Origin of the sequence: Sphingobium sp. (genome assembly GCF_032153725.1) — a bacterium.
In the GTDB taxonomy this organism is placed as follows: Bacteria; Pseudomonadota; Alphaproteobacteria; order Sphingomonadales; family Sphingomonadaceae; genus Sphingobium.
Map to the genome: position 1 here is coordinate 1 of NZ_JALDYQ010000079.1, position 22,083 is coordinate 22,083.

Here is a 22,083-nt window from a genome sequence, read left to right on the forward strand (position 1 = left end):
GCGGGATCCCGGATCAAGTCCGGGATGACGAAGCTGTAATGACCGCCTTCCACCCCAACCGGTCATTCATCTTCGACTTTACGATATCAGGAAACGGTCAACACGCCGTCATAGGCGTGGTCTTCCAGTGCACGGCCTGCGCCCATCGCGACGCAGATCAGCGGCTTGTCGGCCACCGTCACCGGCAGGCCGGTCGCATCGGACAGCGCTTCATCCAGCCGCTGGAGCAGCGCGCCGCCTCCGGTGAGCGTAATCCCCTCCTCGATGATATCCGCCGACAGTTCCGGCGCGGTCTGTTCCAGCGCGGTCATCACGGCCATCTTGATCTGGCCGACCGGCTCCGACAGGGCATCGACGATCTCCGCCTCGCTGATCGTCATTTCCGCCGGGCGACCGTTCACCAGGTCCCTGCCCTTCACGATCATGCGGCGGCCTTCACCTTCGGGCGGGGTGGCGGCGCCCAGCGCGCATTTCACCCGTTCCGACGTGGCCTCGCCGATCATGAGGTTGTGGGTGCGGCGGATGTGGGAGGCGATGGCGTCGTCCAGCCGGTCGCCGCCGACACGCGCCGAATTGCTATAGGCGATGCCGCGCAGGGACAGCACCGCCACTTCGGTCGTGCCGCCGCCAATGTCGACCACCATGGCGCCGCGCGGCTCGGTGACGGGCAGGTCGGCGCCGATCGCGGCGGCCATCGGTTCCTCGATCAGCTGGACCCTATAGGCGCCCGCATTGGAGGCCGCGTCACGCAGGGCGCGGCGTTCCACCATGGTCGAGCCGGTGGGCACGCAGATCACCACCTCATGACGGCGGCCGAGGCGGCTGTGGCCGTTCAGCGCCTTGTCGATGAAATGCTTGATCATCTGTTCGGCAACGTCGATGTCCGCGATCACGCCGTCGCGCAACGGGCGGATCGCCTGGATGCCGTTGGGCGTCTTGCCCATCATCAGCTTGGCTTCGTTGCCGACCACCTTGACCTTGCGGATGCCGTCGCGCGTCTCGATCGCGATGACCGAGGGTTCGTTGAGGACGATGCCGCGATCACGCACATAGATGACCGTATTCACGGTCCCAAGGTCGATCGCCATGTCGCAGGCGGACGAGGAGAAAAAGCGCGGCAGTTTCATGAATCGGGCGAGCAATCTGTGCAGGGGAAAGCGGGACGGCTCCCCCTGCAGAGTCGCCTTGCCCGGCAGAAGAGGGCTGCGACAGTCCGTCCATTATGTGAGGCCAGTTGAGAGCCTAATAAGAGCGGCGGGTATAGCTGATGGATATGGCAGGGGTCTGATAGACGATGAAATTCAACGACCGTGAATAGGTCATCGTGATTTCCTTATAGGGCACGCCATATTGAGTCCCGGTCACGACGGTCGGGTCGTTGGTATAGGCCGGGTCCAGACCGAATTCGCGGCTCTTCACCTTGGCGATGATGGCGGTGTCGGAAGGCGTGGGATAGATGCTGGCGTAGCGCGCCCCTTCATCCACCGCATGTTGCAGGCCGGTGCGCGCGCAGGCGATGATGCCGAGTTGCAACGCGCCCATCAGCAACATGATGAAAGGCGGTACGGCAAGGACGAATTCGATCGCCGCCGCCCCGCGCTGATCACGTATCAGGCGCATCATTGCAGGCGTACCGATGCAGAGCCGGTGATTGCGATCCCCTGGGACGACCAGTTGCTGTTTGGCGCGAGTTTGGCGAACATCGGCGTATAGGTCCCTGAAATGGTGATCGCGACATAGCGCTTCTGCTGCTGGGTCGAGGTGCAATAGTCGGGCGTGGTTTGCGCCGTACTGTCGCAGATCAGCGTCGGCGTGACGGTGACATTATTGGTCGAAACACCGGCTGCGGAGGCAGCATCGGCGGCGAGATTCTGATAGGCCGTGCTGTTGTAGCCGCCCGCGGTCGCCATCTGCGCCGCGCGTTCGGCCGCGCGCTGGAGCGCGATCTTCGCCTTGAAGGCCATGGCGACATCCCCCGCCAGGCAGGTCAGCAGCACCAGAACCGGCATGATGATCGCCAGTTCGACCGTGCTGTTGCCGGCTGGATCAGCGAAAAGCCGCTTCATCATCCCACCAGCCTCACCAGCGTTGCGGTGATTTTCCCGACGCCCGTATTGTCGCATTGATTGACGATGCTGCTGTTGCCGATGAAGGTGACGCGTTTGCTGACCATCTTCACGCAGTTGGTGGTCATGCCCGACGTGCCGCTGAACGACATCGCCTGCCCCGGAAAATAGAAGGCGCCTTGCAGGGAAGAGCTGGCATTGCCGTTGATCAGGTTGGTTCCCGAATCCAGCGCGCGCCGATCCTGGTAGAAGAGGACGCCGGAATAGGTGCCGCTGGTCGGCGCCGACAGGTTGAGCGTCGCGCCGCCGTTGATGTTGACCGTCGAGATGGAACTGGGGTTGCTGGACGCGTTGCTGCTGGTCAGGACGATGGTGACGCCGGTGCCGTTGATGACCGCCTGCGACCCCACGTCGAAGGTGGCGCTGTCGATGAAATAGGTGCCGGGCGCCATGGTGAGCGTGCCCTTGATGTCGAAATTCTTATAGCAGCCGGCGGTGATGGACTTGCTATTATTGGGCTGGACATTGACGTTGGTGCAGCCCGTCAAATCCGACGCCGTGGGCGTAGGCAATGACGCATAGGGGTCCTGCACCGCTATGCTGTAGGGCAGCAACGTGGTCGGCGAGACATAGTTGGAACTGGACGTGAGCCCGCCCACCGCCGCCACCGGGGTCGCCGTGATCGTGCTGCTGCCGCCTGCCGTGACGGCGTTCGATGCCCGCGAATTGGTGGCCATGCCACAGCCAAGACTGACCGTGGCATTGCCCTGCATGGTGATGCCGACCGTGCTCGTCTTTTCGAGCGAGACGACGCAATAATCGCCGCTGCCCACCACGGCAGCGGTCGCTTCGCCGGAGATGACCGGCGCCGTCACGCCCAGCAATTTGGAAAAGGGCAGCTCCGCCGAGGTTTGCAGCACCACCCGCACCGCCTTGCTATTGCCGGCATAGGAACCGGTGGTCGGCGCATTTTCGATCGTCGGCGTCTGCGACAGGGTGATCAGCGACAGGCGGCTGATGTCCGCGGTCGCGCTGTCCGATGCGCTGAAGCCCTGCGCCACGGCATAGGCCCCGGCGATCGCGGCGCTATCCGCCTGACGCTGGACCTGGCGTTTCCACAGGGTCCATTGCACCGTATCGGTCGCCAGCCCCGCCGCGCCGACCAGTATTGGCATGGAGGCAGCGGCCATCATCAGGACATTGCCCGCCCTGTCCCGCAGCAATCGCCCCATCGACCTGCCGAACATCAACTTCCCTTTCCTGCGTACCGGGCATCAAGCCGAATGACAGGCGGGATTTTAAATATTGTCGGTTAACAAAATATTTTTTTCTAACAAAAATTGGGTAGGCCGACAGTATATAACCAACGATATATATTAATTGATTGGAAAATATATTTCCATTTTTCAAAAAATTTTCACAAAAATCGATTTAATATGAATAAAAAGAAAATCATCAGCAATGACGGCAATAGATATAGCGTAGTAAAAATTCCCGACCGCAGGCCTTTATAAGGATCGACCTGTCGTCCTGCCGCCACTCCGGTCTTGACCCGGAGTTCCGCTTCCCGAAGCCGGACGCGCCTCCGCGGATCGAAGCCGGGGTGGCGAAGGGAGGGAATATCCGCATCCCGCCATTTCGCCCCGCAACCCCCGACTCTCCCCTTTTCTCAACCGCTTCCCCCAAAGGCATTTTTTCTATAGGTTGTGCTGACGGTTATTACCGAGGCGACTCGAAAATGCCGAAACGGCAGCGAGCGTCCTATGTGGGGAGAGGGCTTGTGCCGGTTGCGGTAGCCATCGCCATGCTTGTGGTCGGGTCGGTCGCCTTTCATCTGTTCAGTCCGTGGTGGCGCACGCCCATCGCTTCCAATTGGGGATCGATCGATTCCGCGCTCGACGTGACGCTGTGGATATGCGCGGTGGCTTTTGTCGGGCTGAACCTGTTTCTGGCCTGGGCGTTGGTCAAATATCGCAACCGGCCCGGCCATCGCGCGCATTATGAGCCGGAAAACGCCTCGCTCGAAAAACAGCTGACAGTCTGGACCGCGATCGGCATTGCCGGGATGCTGGCGCCGGGGCTGGCGGCCTGGGGCAAATATGTGTCGGTGCCCAAAGAGGCCACCGTGATCGAGGCGGTCGGCCAGCAATGGCAATGGTCCTTCCGCTATCCGGGTCCTGACGGGGTGCTGGGCGCGGCGGGGGTCAAATATGTGACGCCGGACAATGGCCTGGGGCTGGATCCGCTCGACCCTTTTGGGCGTGACGACATAGTGGTGGAAAGCGGCGACCTCCACCTTCCCATTGGAAAACCGGTGAAGGTCGTGCTGCGGTCGAAGGATGTGCTGCACGATTTCTATGTGCCCGAGTTCCGCGCCAAGATGGATCTGGTGCCGGGCATCGTCACCTATTTCTGGATGACGCCGACCAAGGCCGGGACCTTCGACATCCTCTGCGCCGAGCTATGCGGCACCGGGCATCATGAAATGCGCGGCAAGGTGGTCGTGGAAACCGCCGGGGCCTTTGCGCAATGGCAGGCGCAGCAGACCAGTTTCGCGCAGATTCTGGCCGAGACGCCGCCCGCGGCCATGTCGATCCTGCTGATCAAGGCCAATGCCTGCATCGTTCCCGCCTCCTGGAGCATTCGCTGATGGCTACCACTTTGGCTGACGACCTGCGCCCGCTGCATCATCCCCACAGCTGGGTCACCAAATATGTCTGGAGCCAGGATCACAAGGTCATCGCCATCCAATATAGCTGCACCGCGATCGGCATCGGGCTGGTGGCGCTGGTGTTGTCGGCGCTGATGCGGTTGCAACTGGGATTTCCGGGCGCTTTTCCGGCGATCCAGCCGGACAATTACCTGCAATTCGTGTCGATGCACGGCATGATCATGGTCGTCTATCTGCTGACGGCGTTGCTGCTGGGGGGATTTGGCAATTACCTCATTCCACTGATGATCGGGGCGCGGGACATGGTGTTCCCTTTCGTCAACATGCTGAGTTACTGGTTCTATCTGCTGTCCGTGATCGTGCTGGTGACGGGGTTTTTCGTGCCGGGGGGGCCTACCGGGGCGGGATGGACGCTCTATCCGCCACAGGCGATCAGCGAGGGGACGCCGGGGCATCAATGGGGCATCGTCACCATGCTGGTCAGCCTTGCCATCTTCGTTGCGGCCTTCACCATGGGCGGGCTGAATTATGTGACGACCGTTCTTCAGGCGCGGACCAAGGGCATGACGCTGATGCGGATGCCCTTGTCGGTGTGGGGGATATTCACCGCTTCGGTGATGGGGTTGCTGGCCTTCCCGGCGCTGTTCGTCGCGGCGATCATGATGCTGTTCGATCATCTGGCAGGCACCAGCTTTTTCATGCCGACCATGCAGTCCATGGGAGCGATCACCCCGACGCAGGGCGGCAGTCCGTTGCTGTTCCAGCATCTCTTCTGGTTCTTCGGCCATCCCGAAGTCTATATCGTCGCCCTGCCCGCCTTCGGCATCGTGTCCGACCTGATCAGCGTTCATGCGCGGCGCAATATCTTCGGATACCGGATGATGGTGTGGGCGATCGTCATCATCGGCGCGCTCAGTTTCCTCGTCTGGGCGCATCATATGTATGTGAGCGGCATGAATCCCTATTTCGGGTTCTTCTTCGCCACGTCGACGCTGATCATCGCCATTCCGACCGCGATCAAAGTCTATAACTGGCTGCTGACATTGTGGCGCGGCAATATTCATCTGCGCGTGCCGATGCTGTTCGCCATCGCCTTCATCTTCACCTTCATTCATGGCGGGCTGTCGGGGCTGTTCCTGGGCAATGTCAGTGTCGACGTGCCGCTGTCCGACACTTTCTTCGTCGTGGCGCATTTCCATATGGTGATGGGGGTGTCGCCGGTGCTGGTGATCTTCGGCGCGATATACCACTGGTATCCCAAGATCTTCGGACGGATGTGGAACGAGACTTTGGGGAAGCTCCATTTCTGGATCACCTTCCTTGGCGTCTATGCGATTTTCCTGCCGATGCATTATCTGGGCATATTGGGCGTGCCGCGCCGTTATTATGCCTTGGGACAGACCGATTTCATTCCGCCGTCCGTGCACCTCGCCAATGAATGGATCAGCATTGCGGCGCTGGTCGTCTTCTGCGCGCAGGGGCTGTTCTTCTTCAACATGATCTGGAGCCTGTTCCGGGGGCCGCGGGCCGATCCCAATCCCTGGGGCGCGGCCAGCCTGGAATGGCTGACGCCCGATACGCCGCCCGCGCATGGCAATTGGGGACCGCATCTGCCGGTCGTCCATCGCTGGGCCTATGATTATAGCGTGCCGGGGGCCGCGCGGGACTATATTCCGCAGACGGAGCCCAGAACGGAATTGGGCTCAACGGAATTGGGCGCATGACCATCCTCGCGCGCCTCACGGAAAAAAGCTGGGAGCCGGGGCCGCCGCCGGTTGAACGCGAGCGGCCGTCGGCGGGGACGGTCGGGATGGTCGCCTATTTCGGCGTGGCTGCGGTGATGTTCTCGCTGCTGGTGGCGGCCTATCTGATGCGCATGGGGCTGCATGGCGGCGTGGATCATGTCCACGACTGGAAGCCCATGCCCGATCCGCCGCTGCTCTGGATCAACACGCTGGTGCTGGTGGCGAGCAGCATTGCCTGGGAGCTGGCGCGTCGCGAGCGGTTGGTCCGCGCGGCGCTGGCGGGATCAGCGTTGGGCGTGCTGTTCCTCATCGGGCAGGTGCTGCTGTGGAAGCATTATCAGGCAGCGGGCTATTATCTGTCGTCCAATCCGGCCAATGCCTTTTTCTATCTGCTGACGGCGCTGCATGGGCTTCACATCGTCGGCGGGCTGGTTGCCGCCGGCCGCGCGCTGGCGGCGGCGAACATGCGCAATATCGCCCTGTGCGCCGTCTACTGGCATTTCCTGTTGATCATCTGGTTGTTGCTTGCCGCTTTGCTGCTGTCCACCTGAGGATCTGTCGCCATGGCTCAAACGATATTGGCTCAAACTTCATCGGACAGGGAAGTCATCGCCCCCGCCCTGCGGGAGATCGCCGCCGACTGGTCCGCCGATCAGGAAGTGTTTCGCCATACCCATTGGGGCAAGGCGATGATGTGGATCTTCCTGCTGAGCGATACCTTCATCTTCTCCTGCTTCCTGACCGGCTACATGACGGTACGCTCTTCCGCCGTGCTGCCCTGGCCCAATACGGCGGAGGTGTTCGCGCTGACCATCGGCGGGCAGGACATTCCGCTGATCCTGATCGCGATCATGACCTTCGTGCTGATCAGTTCCAGCGGCACCATGGCGATGGCGGTCAATTTCGGATATCGCCGCGACCGGCGGAAAACGGCGATGCTGATGCTGCTGACGGCGCTGTTCGGCGCGACCTTCGTGTCGATGCAGGCCTTCGAATGGACCAAGCTGATCTTCGAGGAAGGCGTGCGCCCATGGAGCAATCCGATGGGCGCGCCGCAATTCGGCGCCACCTTCTTCATGATCACCGGCTTTCACGGGCTGCATGTGACCTGCGGCGTCATATTGCTGCTGATCATCGCGTCCAAGGTCGCGCGCGGCCATTATGACAGGACGGGGGATTATAGCGCGGTCGAGATTGCCGGGCTGTACTGGCACTTCGTCGATCTCGTCTGGGTGTTCATCTTCGCCTTTTTCTACCTTTGGTGAGGCCAGCCATGCAGGACCATCCGCCCATTGCCTCCAGTGCCGCCCATGAAGGCCAGCAGCATCCGATCAGCCTGTATCTGAAGGTCTGGGGCCTGCTGTTCCTGCTCAGCGCCATGTCCTATCTGGTCGATTACATGCATGTGCAGGGAATCGTGCGCTGGACGCTGATCGTGACGTTCATGCTGCTGAAGGCCGGGCTGATCGTGTCGATCTTCATGCATATGGCCTGGGAGCGGCTGTCGCTGATCTATGCGATCATGGTGCCGCCGCTGTTGCTGCTGGTGCTGGTGCGGATCATGACGATCGAGGCGAATTACGCCTTCTGGACCCGCGCGATCTTCATGGGCGGAGGGGGTTGAGCCATGGGCCGGATGCGCGAAATGGCGGTGGGGCTTTGCGTGGCGGGGGCAGCGGTGACGGCGCTGGGCCTCGGCTGGTTCAGCGACAAGCTCTATACGCGGGTCAGGCCGGGGGAACTGGCCTATAAGCCGATGGACGACATGCCGCCGCGCGTCGACATGGCGTCGATCCAGCGCGACTGGCCCGCCAGCTTTTCGGAAACGGGCGAAGGCAATCGGGTGATCGCCTATCACCAGGATATGCGGGGGAAGGCGCCGGTGCCCGTGGCGGGCGGGAGTGGCGCGGCGGCGGTAGCGGCGCCCGATCTTGGCGCGCTGCTCGCCAGCGCGGATGCGGGTGCAGGCAAGCAGAAGGTTCAGCTATGCGCGAGCTGCCATGACTTCACGCAGGGAGGACCCAATCGCATCGGGCCGAATCTGTGGGGTGTCGTGGGGCGGCCAGTGGCGAGCCATGCGGGCTTTGCCTATTCGCCCGCCATGCAGGCGCGCAAGGGCAATTGGGATTATGAAAAGCTGTTCGCCTTCCTCGCTTCGCCGGCGCGGGACGTGCCGGGAACGAAGATGAGTTTCGCCGGATTGCGCAAGCCGGAGGAACGGGCGGCGGTGATCAGATATCTCGCCACTTTGGGGACGGGCGCGCCGCCCTTGCCGCAACCGAAAGCGATCGCGGCGCGATAATCAGGGATTTGGCCGGCGCCAGTCTTCCTCGACCAGATAGCGGCTCAGGAAAGTCGATCCCTGCCGCGCCGCCGTCCTGGCGATGTGGCGGCGTATGTCATTGTCGCTGGACCCGAGCACCGCGCGAAAGGCGTCCATGGCCCTGGCCGTGGGTTCGCGTTTCAGGTCGACATAGGGTTGGAAAATATCTCCGAGCGCCTGTTCCCAGGCTTTCTCGATCTGGAGTAGCCGCTTTTCCATGGCTCGCCTCGCTCAGCAAAGATGCTGCCGGCCAATATGGGGCGCCGCAGCCGCCGGGACAAGGGGTGGAGGCTAGCCATACCGCTTGACTTCAATCAACTGCGTTAATATGAAATCTGCACCATAGGATAAAATATTACGGCAGGAGTGTTCATGTCCTCCATTCGCTCATCGCTTGTCCGGAAATGGCTGGCCGCCCTGCCCCTGCTGGCGTTCACCGCCCTGCCCGCCACCACCCTGCCCGCCGCCGCGCAGGATGCGCCAGCGCAGAAGGTCTATGGCCGCACGCCCGCCGAATCCTCCCCACCCGTCTGGCCACAGCCGGTGCGCGCGGCAAAGGGCGCGCCCAACATCCTGCTGATCATGACCGACGATGTTGGCTTCGGGTCGAGCAGCACGTTCGGCGGGCCGGTGCCGACGCCGACCTTCGACGCGCTGGCGAAGGTCGGGCTGCGTTACAACCAGTTCAACACCACCGCCATCTGCTCTCCCACGCGGGCGTCGCTGCTGACGGGGCGCAATCCGCAGGCGGTGGGCATGGGCTATGTCGCCAATTGGGCCACCGGCTATGACGGCTATAACAGCGTCATTCCCAAGAGCGCGGGGACGATGGCGCAGATCCTGAAGGAAAATGGCTATAACACCGCGATGATCGGCAAGGGGCATATCACGCCCGAATGGGAAATGAGCCGCGCCGGGCCGTTCGACCGCTGGCCGACGGGATTGGGATTTGAATATTTTTACGGTTTCCTGGGCGCCGACAGCAGCATGGCGGAACCCAATCTGGTCGAGAATATCACTCCTGTCTCCCCGCCCGCCGACCCGGCCTATCATCTGGAGCGGGACCTGGCCGATCATGCCATGGCGTGGATCGACAGCCAGCATGCCGCCGCGCCCGACAAGCCGTTCCTGCTTTATTATGCCACCGGCACCGCCCATGCGCCCAACATGCCGCCCGCCGACTGGCTGGCGAAATTCCGGGGGAAGTTCGATGCGGGATGGGATGCGTTGCGCGCGGAGACGGTGGCGCGGCAGAAGAAGCTGGGGGTCATTCCGGCGGGGACCGACGATGCGCCACATCCCGAAACGCTGCCGCGCTGGGACAGTCTGACGCCCGACCAGAAGCGGCTCTATGCGCGTTATATGGAGGCTTATGCCGCCTCGCTGGCCTATGCCGACGACCAGATCGGGCGGGTGATCCAGAAGCTGCGCGACAATGGCGAGTTGGACAACACCCTCATCATCTACATTCAGGGCGACAATGGCGCGAGCGCGGAGGGCAGTTTCGACGGCAAGCTGTTCGAACAGTCGGCGCTGAGCGGGGTCAAGGAAGACCCGGCTTATGCGCTCGCTCATATCGAGGATATCGGGACGAAGAACGCCTATAATCTGATGCCCGGCGGCTGGGGCTGGGCGATGAACGCACCCTTTCCCTGGGCGAAGCGCTATGGATCGCATTTCGGGGGCACGCGCAATGGCATGGTGATGGCATGGCCGGGGCATATCAGGGATGCCGGGGGTCTGCGCAGCCAGTTCCATCATGTCAGCGACATCATGCCGACCGTGCTGGAAGCGGCGGGGGTGAAGGCGCCGGAGATTTTGGACGGCGTGCCGCAGCAGCCGATCACCGGGGTCAGCATGGCCTATAGTTTCCGGGCCAAGGACGCGCCATCCCACCGCACCATGCAGGTGTCGGCGATGGCGCAGAATCTGAGCATCTACAAGGATGGCTGGGTCGCCGCGACCGCGCCGATGGTGACGCCCTGGGAACGGACGCCGCCTAGGCCCGTGGCGCTGGATGACCGGACATGGCAGCTTTACGACGTCCGCAGCGACTTCAGCGAGGCGCATGATGTTGCCGCCGCCAATCCCCGGAAGCTGGAGGCGCTGAAGGAGTTGTTCTGGGCGGAGGCTTCGCTGTCGAACATGCTGCCGATCCATGGCAGCGAGGGCGGGCAGAAGGGGCGGCCCGATCCCAATGAGGGGCGGACGCGTTTCGTCTATACCGCGCCTGTCAGCCATGTTCCGGAAAGCGCCGCGCCCGCTTTGGTCGGGCGATCCTTTGATATGACGGCGAAGATCGGCGTTCCGGCGGAGGGGGCTAAGGGCGTGATCGTGGCGCAGGGCGGACGTTTCGGCGGGTACAGCCTGTTCTTCGACCGGGGGCGGATTGCGTTCACCTATAATCTGACGCCCGCCCATATGACGCGGATCGTGGCGCCTTCCGTGGCGGCGGCGGGGGCGCATGCGATCGGGTTGACCTTCGCGATGGACCAGCAAGTGCCGACCAGCGGGGCCCATGTCACGCTGACCCTCGACGGCAAGGCGGTGGCGCAGGGACGGGTCGAACGCACCTTCGCGCAGGTGGTTTCGCATACCGAGGATCTCGATGTCGGGATGGACCTGATCAGCCCGGTCGATCCGGCGGCTTATGACAGCGCGGGGAGCCGGTTCAACGGGACGCTGGAGAGGGTTGAGGTGACGGTGAAGTAAGCCCTCCGCGCACCGTGTTCCTGCGAAGGCAGGAACCCAGTTCCGCCATCTGGACTGGGCTCCTGCCTTCGCAGGAGCACGCAGCGCATCAAATCAGATATTGAACCAATCCTCCACCGACACCGGCACGTCTTCCCCCTCCCCCGAGGGCGCGAGCAGGTTCGCCCGCGCCGTCATCATCACGTCGCGCACATGCTGCTCAAGGGGCACCGGGCGATCCTCCGCCGCGGCATGATCCCAACGGACCAGTACGCATTGCAGCATCATGTTGCACAAAAGGATGCGATTGCGGGCGATGTCGGGATGCACATGCCCCGCCAACGCGGTCAGATGCTCCATCAGCCGCAGCAGGTTCGGCGCCCTGTCGCTGACCTGCGCGAACAGTCTGGACGTCAGCGACCAATATCGCGTCGCGAAATGCAGCATGAAGGCCGCATAGGGATGCCGCCCATGCTCATCGACCAGAGCAAGCTGCGGCAGGAACAATATGCCGAGCAGCGCCATCGGATCATCGAGCCGCCCCTGTCCCTCCAGCCTTTCCAGCATGGCGCCGCGCGTGCCGTCCATCTGTTCGGCGCGGGCGGCGAAGATCGCGGCCAGCAACCCGTCCTTCGATCCGAAATGATAAGTGACGGCATTGGTGTCGCCGCATTGGGCAGCCGTCGCGATCTCACGCATCGAGACGGCGTCGATGCCGCGATCGGCAAACAGGGCCTCGGCCGCCCGGATCAGCCGTGATGCGGCGGGGACGGCGTGGCGTTTGCGGGGCGTGGGCCGGTTCGTCATGTGCCGGTCACGCTTTTGCCGACAAAGCGCTCAATTCCTCCAGATCAAGGTCGCGCTCCAGTTCCTGCAACACATGTTCGTCAATCTCGCCGGTGCGGTGGAGGCGCAGCAGTTCCGCCCGGCCGGCGGCGATCGCCTTCAGCACCAGATTGAAATGGGCGTGCAGGATATGCGCATGTTCCGCTTCCTGCCCCGCATAATTGGCCGAAAGCTGGGCATGACGCTGATAGCGTTCCAGCAGGCGCGGATGGAGCAGCGTGCCGTCCGCATCATAGGCGTCGACCTCCACGATGCGGACCTGCGCCTGCGCCATGGCGGCTTCGGCCTCGCTCATGGTCATGCGGGGGCGGTCGCATTCCGGTTCGACCAGCTTCACCATGCGGATCACCGCGCCCAGCGTGGTCCCTTGCAGCAGGACGGTGCCGATGATGACCGCGAAGGCCGTGGTCAGGATGAAATCGCGGCCCGGAAAACCCTCCGGCACGCTGAGCGCCACCGCCAGCGTCACCACACCACGCATCCCGGCCCAGCCCAGCACGGTAGCCGATCGGGGGCCAAGCGGCCTGTAACCGCAGATGCCCATCGTCCTTAGCCCGGCGATCACGGCGTCCGACCCGAATACCCAGAGGAAACGCGCCACGGTGAGCGCGGCGAGGATTGCCAGGATCGGCAGCGTCATTTCGTCCAGCACCACGCCAATACCGCCGACACGCTCGATCACGCCGCGCAGCGACGATCCGATGAGGAGGAAGACGAACGCTTCCATCAGGAAGATCATCACTGCCCAGAATGCCGTGCCATTCATGCGCACCATCGCCGGGAAGACGACATGCTGGTACCAGCCGCAGATAAGGCCCGTCGTGACCGTCGCGATCACGCCGGAGGCATGGATGGATTCCGCCAGCAGATAGGATGCCCATGGCGCCAGCAGCGAGGAGGCGATCATCAGATATTTGTCGTCCAGGCGCTTGACCGTCAGCACCCATAGCGCGCCGATGACGGCACCGATCATCGCCCCGCCCGCCGCCAGCATGGCGAAGCTCTGCAAGGCATCGACCATGCTGAAGGCGCCGGTGACGCCTGCCGCTATGGCAAAGCGGAAGAGGACGAGCCCGCTGGCGTCGTTGAACAGGCTTTCCCCCTCCAGCAATATGGAGAGGCGGCGAGGCAAATGGACCCGCTGCAACACCGCGCGGGCGGACACGGCGTCGGGCGGCGAAACGATCGCACCCAGGGCCGCGCAGGCCGCCCAGGGCAGACCCGGCACCAGCCAGTGCGCGACGGCCGCCACGACCGCCGTTGTGAAGATCACCGCGCCGACCGCCAGCGCGGCAATGCCGAACATATGCCGCCGCAGGTGCCGCAGCGCGATGAACCATGCGCCGTCCATCAACAGCGGCGGCAGGAAGATCACCAACACCAGTTGCGGATCGAGCGCAATCACCGGCAGGCCCGGCAGGAAGGCGAAAATGCCGCCGCCCGCCAGCAACGCCACCGCCGGGGGAAGGCCCAGCCGGTTCGCGGCATAATGCAGGACGATGATCGCCAGCAGCATCACGATCATCAATTCGAACAACTGCATTGGGTGCATATGCCCTCCCTGGCCTGTTCATCCGACCCTAGTGTGGTGGATTTGAAATACGCATCATTATAGCGGCTAGTGGTCCGATTCTGACATTTGCGACGGTGCTATCCGGACGGCAGGATGCAAATGTCAAAATCAATCCACCAGGCTCGGAGCGTATTTCAAATCCATAAACCACACTAGAATCCTATATTTGCCAGTGACCCTGAAGCTGGGGGAAGATAGGCGTTCTGAATATGTATGCCGGCTGCTTGGCCCGGTGGGTGGGAACCGATCAAGACCCCTATGAAAGCCGCTGCAATCAAGCCAGAAGGCAAGGGGAGGAAAGAGCATGCGTGGCCGACCAGTTTTCCACCCTCGCCGGAACCGATTGCGCGCCCCGCGCCTCGGCGTCCGGCAGCCTTGCCGTTTCCCTTCCTTCCCCTTGGCTACAGCGTCTGTGCTGTACGGAGTGCCCCTTCCCAATGACCGACACCCCCCTGCCCTGGTGGCGCGGCGCCGCCATCTACCAGATCTATCCGCGCAGCTTTGCCGATTCCAATGGCGACGGCATTGGCGACCTGAAGGGCATCACCGGCCATCTGCCCTATGTGGCGTCGCTGGGCGTGGATGCGATCTGGCTGTCGCCCTTCTTCAAAAGCCCGATGCGCGATTTCGGCTATGACGTGTCGGATTATTGCGACGTCGATCCGATCTTTGGCACGCTGGAAGATTTCGACGAATTGGTGGCGAAGGCCCATGAACTCGGCCTGCGCATCATAGTCGATCAGGTCTGGGCGCATACGTCCGAAGAGCATCCATGGTTCATCGAAAGCCGCTCCAGCCGCGACAATCCCAAGGCGGACTGGTATGTCTGGGCCGATCCCAGGCCGGACGGCTCCCCGCCCAACAACTGGCAGTCGGTGTTCGGCGGCCCGGCCTGGACGTGGGACGCGCGGCGCGGCCAATATTATATGCACCAGTTTCTGCGCGAACAGCCGCAATTGCACCTGCATCACGCGGAGGTGCAGTCCAGCGTGTTCGACATCATCCGTTTCTGGCTGGACCGGGGCGTGGACGGCTTCCGCATCGATGCGATCAACCATTCGATGCACGACCCGAAGTTGCGCGACAATCCGCCCGCGCCGGACGACGGCAAGGTGCGCACGCGTCCCTTCGACTTCCAGATCAAGAAATATAGCCAGAGCCACCCGGACATAAAACTGTTCCTCGAAAAAGTCCGGCAAGTGTTCGACGAATATGATGACCGCTTCACCGTGGCCGAAGTAGGTGGGGCGGATAGCGATGCGGAAATGAAAACCTTCACCCGGGGCAATCATCGGCTGAATACTGCCTATGGCTTCGACTTTCTCTATGCGCCGAAACTGACCGCCGAGTTCCTCAGGACCGCGCTGGCCAAATGGCCCGCTGAAACCGGAACGGGCTGGCCGAGCTGGGCGTTCGAAAATCATGATGCGCCCCGCGCCGTATCGCGCTGGGCCAAGGGGGCGGAGCCGGATGCCTATTGCCGGATGAAGATGCTGCTGCTGGCCTGCCTGCGCGGCAATATCTTCCTCTATTATGGCGAGGAACTGGGCCTGCCGCAGGTTGAGATCGCGTTCGAGGATCTGCAAGACCCGGAGGCGATCGCCAACTGGCCGCTGACCCTTTCCCGCGACGGCGCGCGCACGCCCATGCCGTGGGTGTCGGACGCGGCCTATCTTGGTTTTTCGGAGGCGAAGCCGTGGCTGCCGATCGGGGAAGCCCATCGCGCACTCGCCGTCGATGTGCAGGAAGCGCAGGCGGATTCGCTGCTGCACTGGACCCGCAAGGTGCTGGCGCTGCGCAATGAGGCGCCCCCCCTGCGCGTCGGGATGATCGATTTTCTGGAGACGCCGGAGGAACTGCTGGCGTTTGAGCGCACCCATGATGGCGAACGCCTGCTCTGCGTCTTCAATCTCAGCGACAAACCCGTGACCTGGACACCGCAGGGCCATTGGCAAAGGCTGCTGTCCACCGGCGGGGTCGAGGCATGGCATTTCCCCGCCACCTCCGGCCTTGTCGCGCGCGCCTGAAGAAACAATCCATGCTGCAACCGCTGGCCGGCGCATCCGCATGATCCTGACCGATGCGGTCGCGCTGATGCTGGGGGGCTCGGTTTCCTGTCCTTTCTGTTCCCGACCGAGCCGATCTGGACCAGGGCCTTCGCCGCGGGCGTCATGCCGCTCGCCTCGATCGCGACCTTGCGGTGTCGCAATGCGGCCGACGCATCAGCCCGAGCGTTACAACCCCAAGCGCCGCCCCGTCATGAGCAGCGCCGCCGAAGCATGCCGACTGGATCAGGCGGCTTCGCTACTGCACCCGGAACGGCATCATCACATGGAACAGCGCCTCGCGGGAGGAGATGTTCATCTTGCTGTAGAGCTGCCTGATATGGCTGCGCACGGTGTCCACGCTGATGTCCAGATTGGCGGCGCATTTTTCCGCCGTCAGTCCCTTCAACAGTTGCCGCAAGACCCGGTCTTCCGCCTGGGTCACGCCGAAATAGGCGCGATAACCGGCATAGTGGATGTGATCAGCTTCGTCCCGCCAGCGCAGTTCCAGTCCGTAGAGCGTCTCGCCCGGACGATTGCCGGGCAACAGGCGGATGACGATGACAGCGCCCTTATCCCCTTCCAGCGCGTGGGACTGAATCCACACCTCCTCTCCGCGCAGCTTGGCCGCCTCTGCCGCCAGCATGCCGGGACCCGCATTCGGGCCGAGCGTCAATATGCCGTCACGGTCCTCGATCCCGCGCCGGGCCTGAAGCATCCGGCGGGCGGCCTTGTTGGCCCAGAGGATGGCAAAGCCCCGATCCAGGATCAAACGCGCGGTCGATCCGGCATCCAGCCAGCTCAAAGCCGCACCTTCCAATATCGCTGCTTCGTTCAGCACGTCATCCCCCAATGCCGTTGACCGTGGCTTTCTGGATTGTCCCGTTTTCGGACATTCCGTCCCCCCGGAATGGCCGCCATCGAGACAATAATGGTTAATAAGCAGTTAATAGACCTCTCTCACCAATTTTGGTGATGCGAATCGATATATGCCAGACGTAATAAGCCGCTCGTAACGAAATTAACAAAAGGTTAAAGCAGGAACCTCCTCACAGGCGGAAATCCAAATTCCTGATCCAGGTCAATCAGACCTTGAAACAGGAATTTCCTATCCTGACGGAGCCATCTTTCGCGGGTCGCATCGCAATTTGATTGGCTGAATTACGGAGGGTCAATGTCAACGGCAAGAAAAGGGGGCGTCGCCATCATGGCGGCGGTGATGCTTTTTGCCCCCGCAAGCTGGAATGCCGCCATGGCATCCGATCTGGTCTACACGCCGAACAATCCGTCCTTTGGCGGCAATCCGTTCAATTCCGCCCATCTGCTGGGCGTGGCGAACGCCATCAACAAATATAAGGATCCCACGGCGACGACGAGTTCCGATCCCGCCGCGCAATTCTTGCGAACATTGCAGAGCCGCCTGCTTTCTTCGCTGGCATCGCAGATCACCGACGTGATTTTCGGTGAGGATGCGCAGGAAAGCGGCCTCATCAAGTTCGGGGATCAGGAGATCAGCTTCGTGCGCGGCGTCGATTCCGTGACGCTGACGATCAGCGATCTGGCATCGGGTTCGGTCAGCGAAATCGTGGTGCCGATCCTGCAGGGGGCCGGTTGATGCGCCTGACTTCGCTGCTTCAATGCCTGCCCCTGCTGGCGGCCGCGACGGCCCTTGGCGGCTGCGCGACGGCCAATCCGGTGATCTGGCAGCAGCCGGTCATGGCCCGGCCTTCGCAGATCCAGAACCGCCTTGCCATGCTGCCCGGCAGCGGCAGGAAGGTCGCGGTGGCGGTCTATGGCTTCACCGACCAGACCGGCCAGTTCAAGCCGACCGACAATGTGCAGACCCTGTCCCGCGCGGTGACGCAGGGCGCGACCTCCATATTGGTGAAGGCGTTGCAGGACGCGGGCAACCGCCAGTTCTTCCAGGTGATAGAGCGCGAGCGGCTGGACAATGTGCTGCGCGAACGCGCGGTGATCCGGGAAATGCGCGCCTCCTATCTGGGGGAAAAGCAGGTCAATCCGCAGGCTTTGCCGCCGCTGCTGTTCGCCGGGCTGCTGCTGGAAGGCGGGATCATCGGCTATGACAGCAATATCAAGACCGGCGGGGCTGGCGCGCGCTTTCTGGGGATCGGCGGCAGCTCGCAATATCGCGAGGATACCGTGACGCTCTATCTGCGCGCGGTCAGCGTGAAGACGGGCGAGGTGCTGACGTCGGTCAATGTCCGCAAGTCGATCGCATCGGTCGCGCTGGGGGCCAATGCCTTCCGCTATGTCGGGTTCAAGGACCTGCTTGAACTGGAAGCGGGCGTCACCTTCAACGAACCGGACCAGCTGGCGGTGCAGCAGGCGGTGGAAAAGGCCGTCTATGCCCTGATCGCAGAGGGCGCGCTTCAGGATCTGTGGTGCTTCGGCACGACCGAGGATTACAGCGCGGACCTGCTGCGCGATTATGTGGCGGAGCGGGATTCGATCAAGGCGAAGGATGTCGTGCTGCCCCGCCGGGCGGATGGGTCGAACGTCACGGGCGCCTGTCAGGTCGCGCCGCGACATGCCGCCGCGGCGCCGCAGCTGCAAACGAAGATCGTCCGGCCGCCGATGGGCATGTAAAAGGGATGAGGAAATGAATTAGCAGATTGGGCTGGTCCGCCAGCGGCAGAGATTGGCGTCAAGACGCTGACGGACCAGGTCGGACATGGTTTGCGGAAAACCAGTCCGGATCGTGAGTAAAGGAACCCACGGCCACATTGTGGCACAGAAGCGCAGGCCGAGGCAATCCGCCCCGGCCGGGCAAGATGCGCGTCCGGGAAATCCCTTCACGATCCCATGACTTCCGCCGGCTGCGCCTGAGGCCGGGCAGCGCAGCCGGACCCTACCGGCCGTAACAGGGGGCTTTCACGCCCTTTTTGGGAGAATGTGGGATGAAGAAGATTCTTTTGACGGCGGTGTCGGCATTCGCGCTGACCACCGTTGCGCATGCGAACAGCTCGACCAGCTCGATTACGCAGAGCAACAACGGCAACACCGCCAATGTCGATCAGGTCGCGGCCGCCGCCGGTGGCGCATCCACGATCAACCAGTCGGGCACGGGCAACAACGCCACCATCAAGCAGAGCGACGACGGCATCGGCACAGCGCCGATCCAGACCTCCAACGTCCAGCAGTCGGGCAACAACAACGCCGCAACCGTCACGCAGACGTCGAACACCCCCTTCAACTACCCCCCCTACACCCAGAACGCGTCGACCGTTCTGCAGGCGGGCAACGGCAATGCCGCAACCGTCACGCAGAAGGATGACGGCCAGTCGTCCACCATCCAGCAGGACAGCAGCACCAACGTCGCGACCGTCACGCAGGGCGTGGGCGTGACCGATACCACCTATGAAAACAGCTCGTCCATCTATCAGGGCGGCGACGGCAGCCATGAAGCAACCGTGTCGCAGACCGGCTATGAAAACAGCAGCTCGATCTCGCAGATCGGCATCAACCAGCTGGCCGACGTCAACCAGAGCGGCGGCTTCAACACCGCCAGCGTCAGCCAGAGCGGCGCGGACAACCTGTCCTACACCATCCAGGGCGGCAACAACAACCAGGCCTACACGACGCAGAGCGGTGTCGACGGAAGCACTTCGACCATCACCCAGTCGGGCAACAGCAACATCGCTTCGGTCAACCAGACCGACGACGGCAGCAACCTGAGCCAGCCACCGCTCAACAACTCGACCATCACCCAGTCGGGCAGCAACAACAGCGCGTCGGTGGACCAGAACGCCCAGACCCTGATCCTCGACAACACGTCGCTGATCAACCAGTCGGGTAACGGCAATGCCGCCTCGGTGGCCCAGAAGGACGACTCGCAATATTCGTCGGTCGAGCAGACCGGCAACGGCAGCTCCGCATCGATCGTCCAGGGTCAGACCCAATATGGCACCGACAACAGCTTCGGCAACGCGTCGACCGTTTCGCAGGCCGGTACCGCGCAGGTCGCCTATGTCGAGCAGATCAACATCGGCAGCTGGTCGGATGTCGACCAGTCGGGTTCGGGCAACCACGGCACTGTCCTGCAGAGCGGCTACAGCAGCTATTCCGATCTGGATCAGGACGGCATTGGCAACACCGCATTCGTCAACCAATATGGCAGCGACAACAGCGCCGTCACCTATCAGAATGGCGACCTGAACGCGTCGACCATCCTGCAGGGCGGCGCCACCAACACTGCCAATGTCAGCCAGACGACCGACGGCAACGTCTCGCTCGTCGACCAGAGCGGCAGCGGCAACTTCGCCACCGTCGCACAATAAGCTCATCCCCGTCCGGGCCTCTTGCTGAGGTCCGGACCTCTTTTCAGGGGCAAGATCCATGAAAATGCTTCTTCTCGGCGCGGTGTCGGCCATGGCTCTTGCCACCGCCGCTTATGCCGATACCTCCACCAGCGGCGTGACCCAGTCGGGTTCCGCGCAGACCGCCAACGTCACCCAGACCGCCGCGATCAGCTCTGACTCCCAGATCGTCCAGAGCAACGCCAACAACAGCGCGACCGTCGTTCAGGCGGGGGCGGACAATCTGACCGGCATCAGCCAGTCGGCCAATGGCGCCATCGCCCATGTCGACCAGGACAGCGGCATCGACGCGCCGACCAGCAACAATCCGACCAACGCGGCCTTCGTGACCCAGACCGGTGCATCGCGCGCCGACGTGACGCAGGACGGCGAGGGCAACAGCGCCTATGCCATCCAGTCGGGCGCGGCTTCGCAGGCGACGATCATCCAGCTCAACGCCAACCGCCCCGCCCCCGGCGCGGCGAACCGCGTGCAGACCGGTTCGATCACGCAGGACGCCGACAATGCCACCGCGACGATCAACCAGAATGGCGAGGGCGGCTACAGCTTCGTCGTCCAGACCGCCGCTGCTGACGGCTCGACCGCCAGCTCGACCCAATATGGCGAGGATAACGGCTCCAACATCAACCAGTTCGGCGCCGGCAACAACGCCACCGTCTATCAGCAGTCCGGCCCCGGATCGGCGGGCAATGGCAGCACTTCGTCGGTCGACCAATATGGCACCGGCAATGACGCCGACGTCTTCCAGCTCGGCGCGGGCAACCAGTCCTATGTGGTGCAGGACGGCGTCAACGGCGATGTGAAGGTCAGGCAGACCGGCGGCGCCAACTTCTCGACCGTCGCGCAGACCGCGCTCGGCAGCAGCAGCGTCGATGTGAAGCAGACCGGCGACCGGAACGCGTCGACCGTGCGCCAGACCTCGGCCGCCTCGACCGTGGATGTCGATCAGGACGGCAACGACAATATCTCCGACGTGACGGAAATCGCGGCGGCTTCGGCCGTGGCGGTGGATCAGGACGGCAATCGCAACACCGCCAATGTCGGCCAGTTGACGGTCGGCGGCTTCGTCAACATCAGCCAGGATGGCGACCGCAACAGCGCGACCGCCGGTCAGGCCGGCGCGGGCGTGCTCGTCAATGTCGACCAGAAGGGTGACGACAATCTGGCGAACACGCAGGAGCTGGCGGCGCTGGCCATCGTCAATGTCGATCAGGACGGCGACCGCAACCAGTCGCAGGTCGGCCAGCTGGGCTATACCGCGACCGTGAATGTGAAGCAGCAGGGCGACGACAATCTTTCCAGCGTCGCGCAGTCCAGCGCACTCGATCTGGATGCCCAGTTCAGCGTCGTCGGCGTGACCCAGATCGGCGACCAGAACGGCTCCGCCATCGTGCAAGGCGGCCTCGACCAGCAGGCCTATGTCACGCAGGTTGGCTTCAGCAACGCCTCTTCGGTACAACAGGTCGGGGAAAACAACCTCGCCCTCGTCGGGCAGCAGGGCATCGGCAATGGTTCGGTCATCGAACAGGGCGGCCTTGGCAATTATGCCGGGCTCAGCGTCGTGGGCGATGCCAACCAGTCCGGCATCTATCAGACCGGCACCAGCCTGATCGCCAATGTGACGCAGACCGGCGACCATAATGTCTCGCTGGTATCGCAGACGGGCATCGGCAACAGCGCCAATGTGACGCAGGGCACGGACTATAACATCTCCTCGGTGATCCAGTCCGGTTCGGGCAATATCGCCACGGTGAGCCAGTAAGTTTACCCCAGGGGCGGGGGCGGG

General features: G+C 62.7%; 20 protein-coding genes. 12 read left to right on the top strand and 8 right to left on the bottom strand.

Annotated elements, in window-relative coordinates:
- Positions 1-86 precede the first annotated feature (86 nt).
- The 4 genes from RUH75_RS19790 to RUH75_RS19805 form a co-directional block, all read right to left on the bottom strand.
- Positions 87-1,127: a rod shape-determining protein gene (locus RUH75_RS19790; RefSeq protein WP_313808906.1), complete on the bottom strand. Its 1,041-nt coding sequence runs from the start codon at positions 1,125-1,127 to the stop codon at positions 87-89.
- A 115-nt stretch (positions 1,128-1,242) separates the two neighbouring features.
- A complete protein-coding gene (locus RUH75_RS19795; RefSeq protein WP_313808907.1) occupies positions 1,243-1,623 on the bottom strand; it encodes a TadE/TadG family type IV pilus assembly protein in 381 nt (126 codons plus the stop codon).
- Positions 1,620-2,066 carry a TadE/TadG family type IV pilus assembly protein gene (locus RUH75_RS19800; RefSeq protein ID WP_313808908.1) on the bottom strand — a complete coding sequence of 149 codons (447 nt, stop codon included), beginning with the start codon at positions 2,064-2,066 and terminating at the stop codon, positions 1,620-1,622. The genes RUH75_RS19795 and RUH75_RS19800 overlap by 4 nt, the downstream gene beginning before the upstream one ends.
- Positions 2,066-3,313: a pilus assembly protein TadG-related protein gene (locus RUH75_RS19805; RefSeq protein ID WP_313808909.1), complete on the bottom strand. Its 1,248-nt coding sequence runs from the start codon at positions 3,311-3,313 to the stop codon at positions 2,066-2,068. The genes RUH75_RS19800 and RUH75_RS19805 overlap by 1 nt, the downstream gene beginning before the upstream one ends.
- A gap of 533 nt (positions 3,314-3,846) precedes the next feature.
- Between RUH75_RS19805 and RUH75_RS19810 the strand changes: the two genes are divergently transcribed.
- The 6 genes from RUH75_RS19810 to RUH75_RS19835 are packed head-to-tail and all read left to right on the top strand — an operon-like array spanning position 3,847 to position 8,784.
- Positions 3,847-4,716: a cytochrome c oxidase subunit II gene (locus tag RUH75_RS19810; protein WP_313808910.1), complete on the top strand. Its 870-nt coding sequence runs from the start codon at positions 3,847-3,849 to the stop codon at positions 4,714-4,716.
- Positions 4,716-6,461 (top strand): cbb3-type cytochrome c oxidase subunit I, encoded by a 1,746-nt coding sequence (locus tag RUH75_RS19815; protein WP_313808911.1) that lies wholly within the window; start codon positions 4,716-4,718, stop codon positions 6,459-6,461. The genes RUH75_RS19810 and RUH75_RS19815 overlap by 1 nt, the downstream gene beginning before the upstream one ends.
- Complete coding sequence (locus RUH75_RS19820; protein ID WP_313808912.1) at positions 6,458-7,033, top strand: heme-copper oxidase subunit III; 576 nt, start codon at positions 6,458-6,460, stop codon at positions 7,031-7,033. Before RUH75_RS19815 ends, RUH75_RS19820 begins: the two co-directional genes overlap by 4 nt.
- A gap of 12 nt (positions 7,034-7,045) precedes the next feature.
- The gene (locus RUH75_RS19825) at positions 7,046-7,747 is read left to right on the top strand and encodes a heme-copper oxidase subunit III family protein (RefSeq protein WP_313808913.1); all 702 of its coding nucleotides are present in this window, start codon (positions 7,046-7,048) and stop codon (positions 7,745-7,747) included.
- An 8-nt stretch (positions 7,748-7,755) separates the two neighbouring features.
- A complete protein-coding gene (locus RUH75_RS19830; RefSeq protein WP_313808914.1) occupies positions 7,756-8,106 on the top strand; it encodes a cytochrome C oxidase subunit IV family protein in 351 nt (116 codons plus the stop codon).
- Between the two features lie 3 nt (positions 8,107-8,109).
- Entirely contained in the window at positions 8,110-8,784 is a 675-nt protein-coding gene (locus tag RUH75_RS19835; protein ID WP_313808915.1) for a cytochrome c family protein, read from the top strand.
- Here the strand turns inward: RUH75_RS19835 and RUH75_RS19840 are convergent, their stop codons facing one another.
- Positions 8,785-9,024 (bottom strand): hypothetical protein, encoded by a 240-nt coding sequence (locus RUH75_RS19840; protein ID WP_313808916.1) that lies wholly within the window; start codon positions 9,022-9,024, stop codon positions 8,785-8,787. It lies immediately after the preceding gene.
- A gap of 153 nt (positions 9,025-9,177) precedes the next feature.
- On the opposite strand from RUH75_RS19840, the gene RUH75_RS19845 reads away from it, so the two are divergent.
- Positions 9,178-11,517, top strand: coding sequence for an arylsulfatase (locus tag RUH75_RS19845; RefSeq protein WP_313808917.1), 2,340 nt, complete (start codon positions 9,178-9,180; stop codon positions 11,515-11,517).
- A 93-nt stretch (positions 11,518-11,610) separates the two neighbouring features.
- Here the strand turns inward: RUH75_RS19845 and RUH75_RS19850 are convergent, their stop codons facing one another.
- Positions 11,611-12,303 carry a helix-turn-helix domain-containing protein gene (locus RUH75_RS19850; protein WP_313808918.1) on the bottom strand — a complete coding sequence of 231 codons (693 nt, stop codon included), beginning with the start codon at positions 12,301-12,303 and terminating at the stop codon, positions 11,611-11,613.
- A gap of 7 nt (positions 12,304-12,310) precedes the next feature.
- Complete coding sequence (locus RUH75_RS19855) at positions 12,311-13,894, bottom strand: Na+/H+ antiporter (protein WP_313808919.1); 1,584 nt, start codon at positions 13,892-13,894, stop codon at positions 12,311-12,313.
- A gap of 458 nt (positions 13,895-14,352) precedes the next feature.
- Here RUH75_RS19855 and RUH75_RS19860 point away from each other — a divergent pair, with 458 nt between their 5' ends.
- Positions 14,353-15,942 carry an alpha-glucosidase family protein gene (locus tag RUH75_RS19860; RefSeq protein WP_313808920.1) on the top strand — a complete coding sequence of 530 codons (1,590 nt, stop codon included), beginning with the start codon at positions 14,353-14,355 and terminating at the stop codon, positions 15,940-15,942.
- A 277-nt stretch (positions 15,943-16,219) separates the two neighbouring features.
- On the opposite strand, the gene RUH75_RS19865 is transcribed toward RUH75_RS19860, so the two are convergent.
- Entirely contained in the window at positions 16,220-16,801 is a 582-nt protein-coding gene (locus tag RUH75_RS19865) for a helix-turn-helix transcriptional regulator (protein WP_313808921.1), read from the bottom strand.
- Between the two features lie 333 nt (positions 16,802-17,134).
- Here RUH75_RS19865 and RUH75_RS19870 point away from each other — a divergent pair, with 333 nt between their 5' ends.
- The 4 genes from RUH75_RS19870 (at position 17,135) to RUH75_RS19885 (ending at position 22,059) form a co-directional block, all read left to right on the top strand.
- The gene (locus RUH75_RS19870) at positions 17,135-17,575 is read left to right on the top strand and encodes a curli assembly protein CsgF (protein ID WP_313808922.1); all 441 of its coding nucleotides are present in this window, start codon (positions 17,135-17,137) and stop codon (positions 17,573-17,575) included.
- Complete coding sequence (locus RUH75_RS19875) at positions 17,575-18,567, top strand: CsgG/HfaB family protein (RefSeq protein WP_313808923.1); 993 nt, start codon at positions 17,575-17,577, stop codon at positions 18,565-18,567. The genes RUH75_RS19870 and RUH75_RS19875 overlap by 1 nt, the downstream gene beginning before the upstream one ends.
- Positions 18,568-18,878: 311 nt before the next feature.
- On the top strand, positions 18,879-20,258 hold the full coding sequence (locus RUH75_RS19880; RefSeq protein WP_313808924.1) for a hypothetical protein: 1,380 nt from the start codon (positions 18,879-18,881) through the stop codon (positions 20,256-20,258).
- A 58-nt stretch (positions 20,259-20,316) separates the two neighbouring features.
- On the top strand, positions 20,317-22,059 hold the full coding sequence (locus RUH75_RS19885; RefSeq protein WP_313808925.1) for a hypothetical protein: 1,743 nt from the start codon (positions 20,317-20,319) through the stop codon (positions 22,057-22,059).
- Positions 22,060-22,083: the final 24 nt, after the last annotated feature.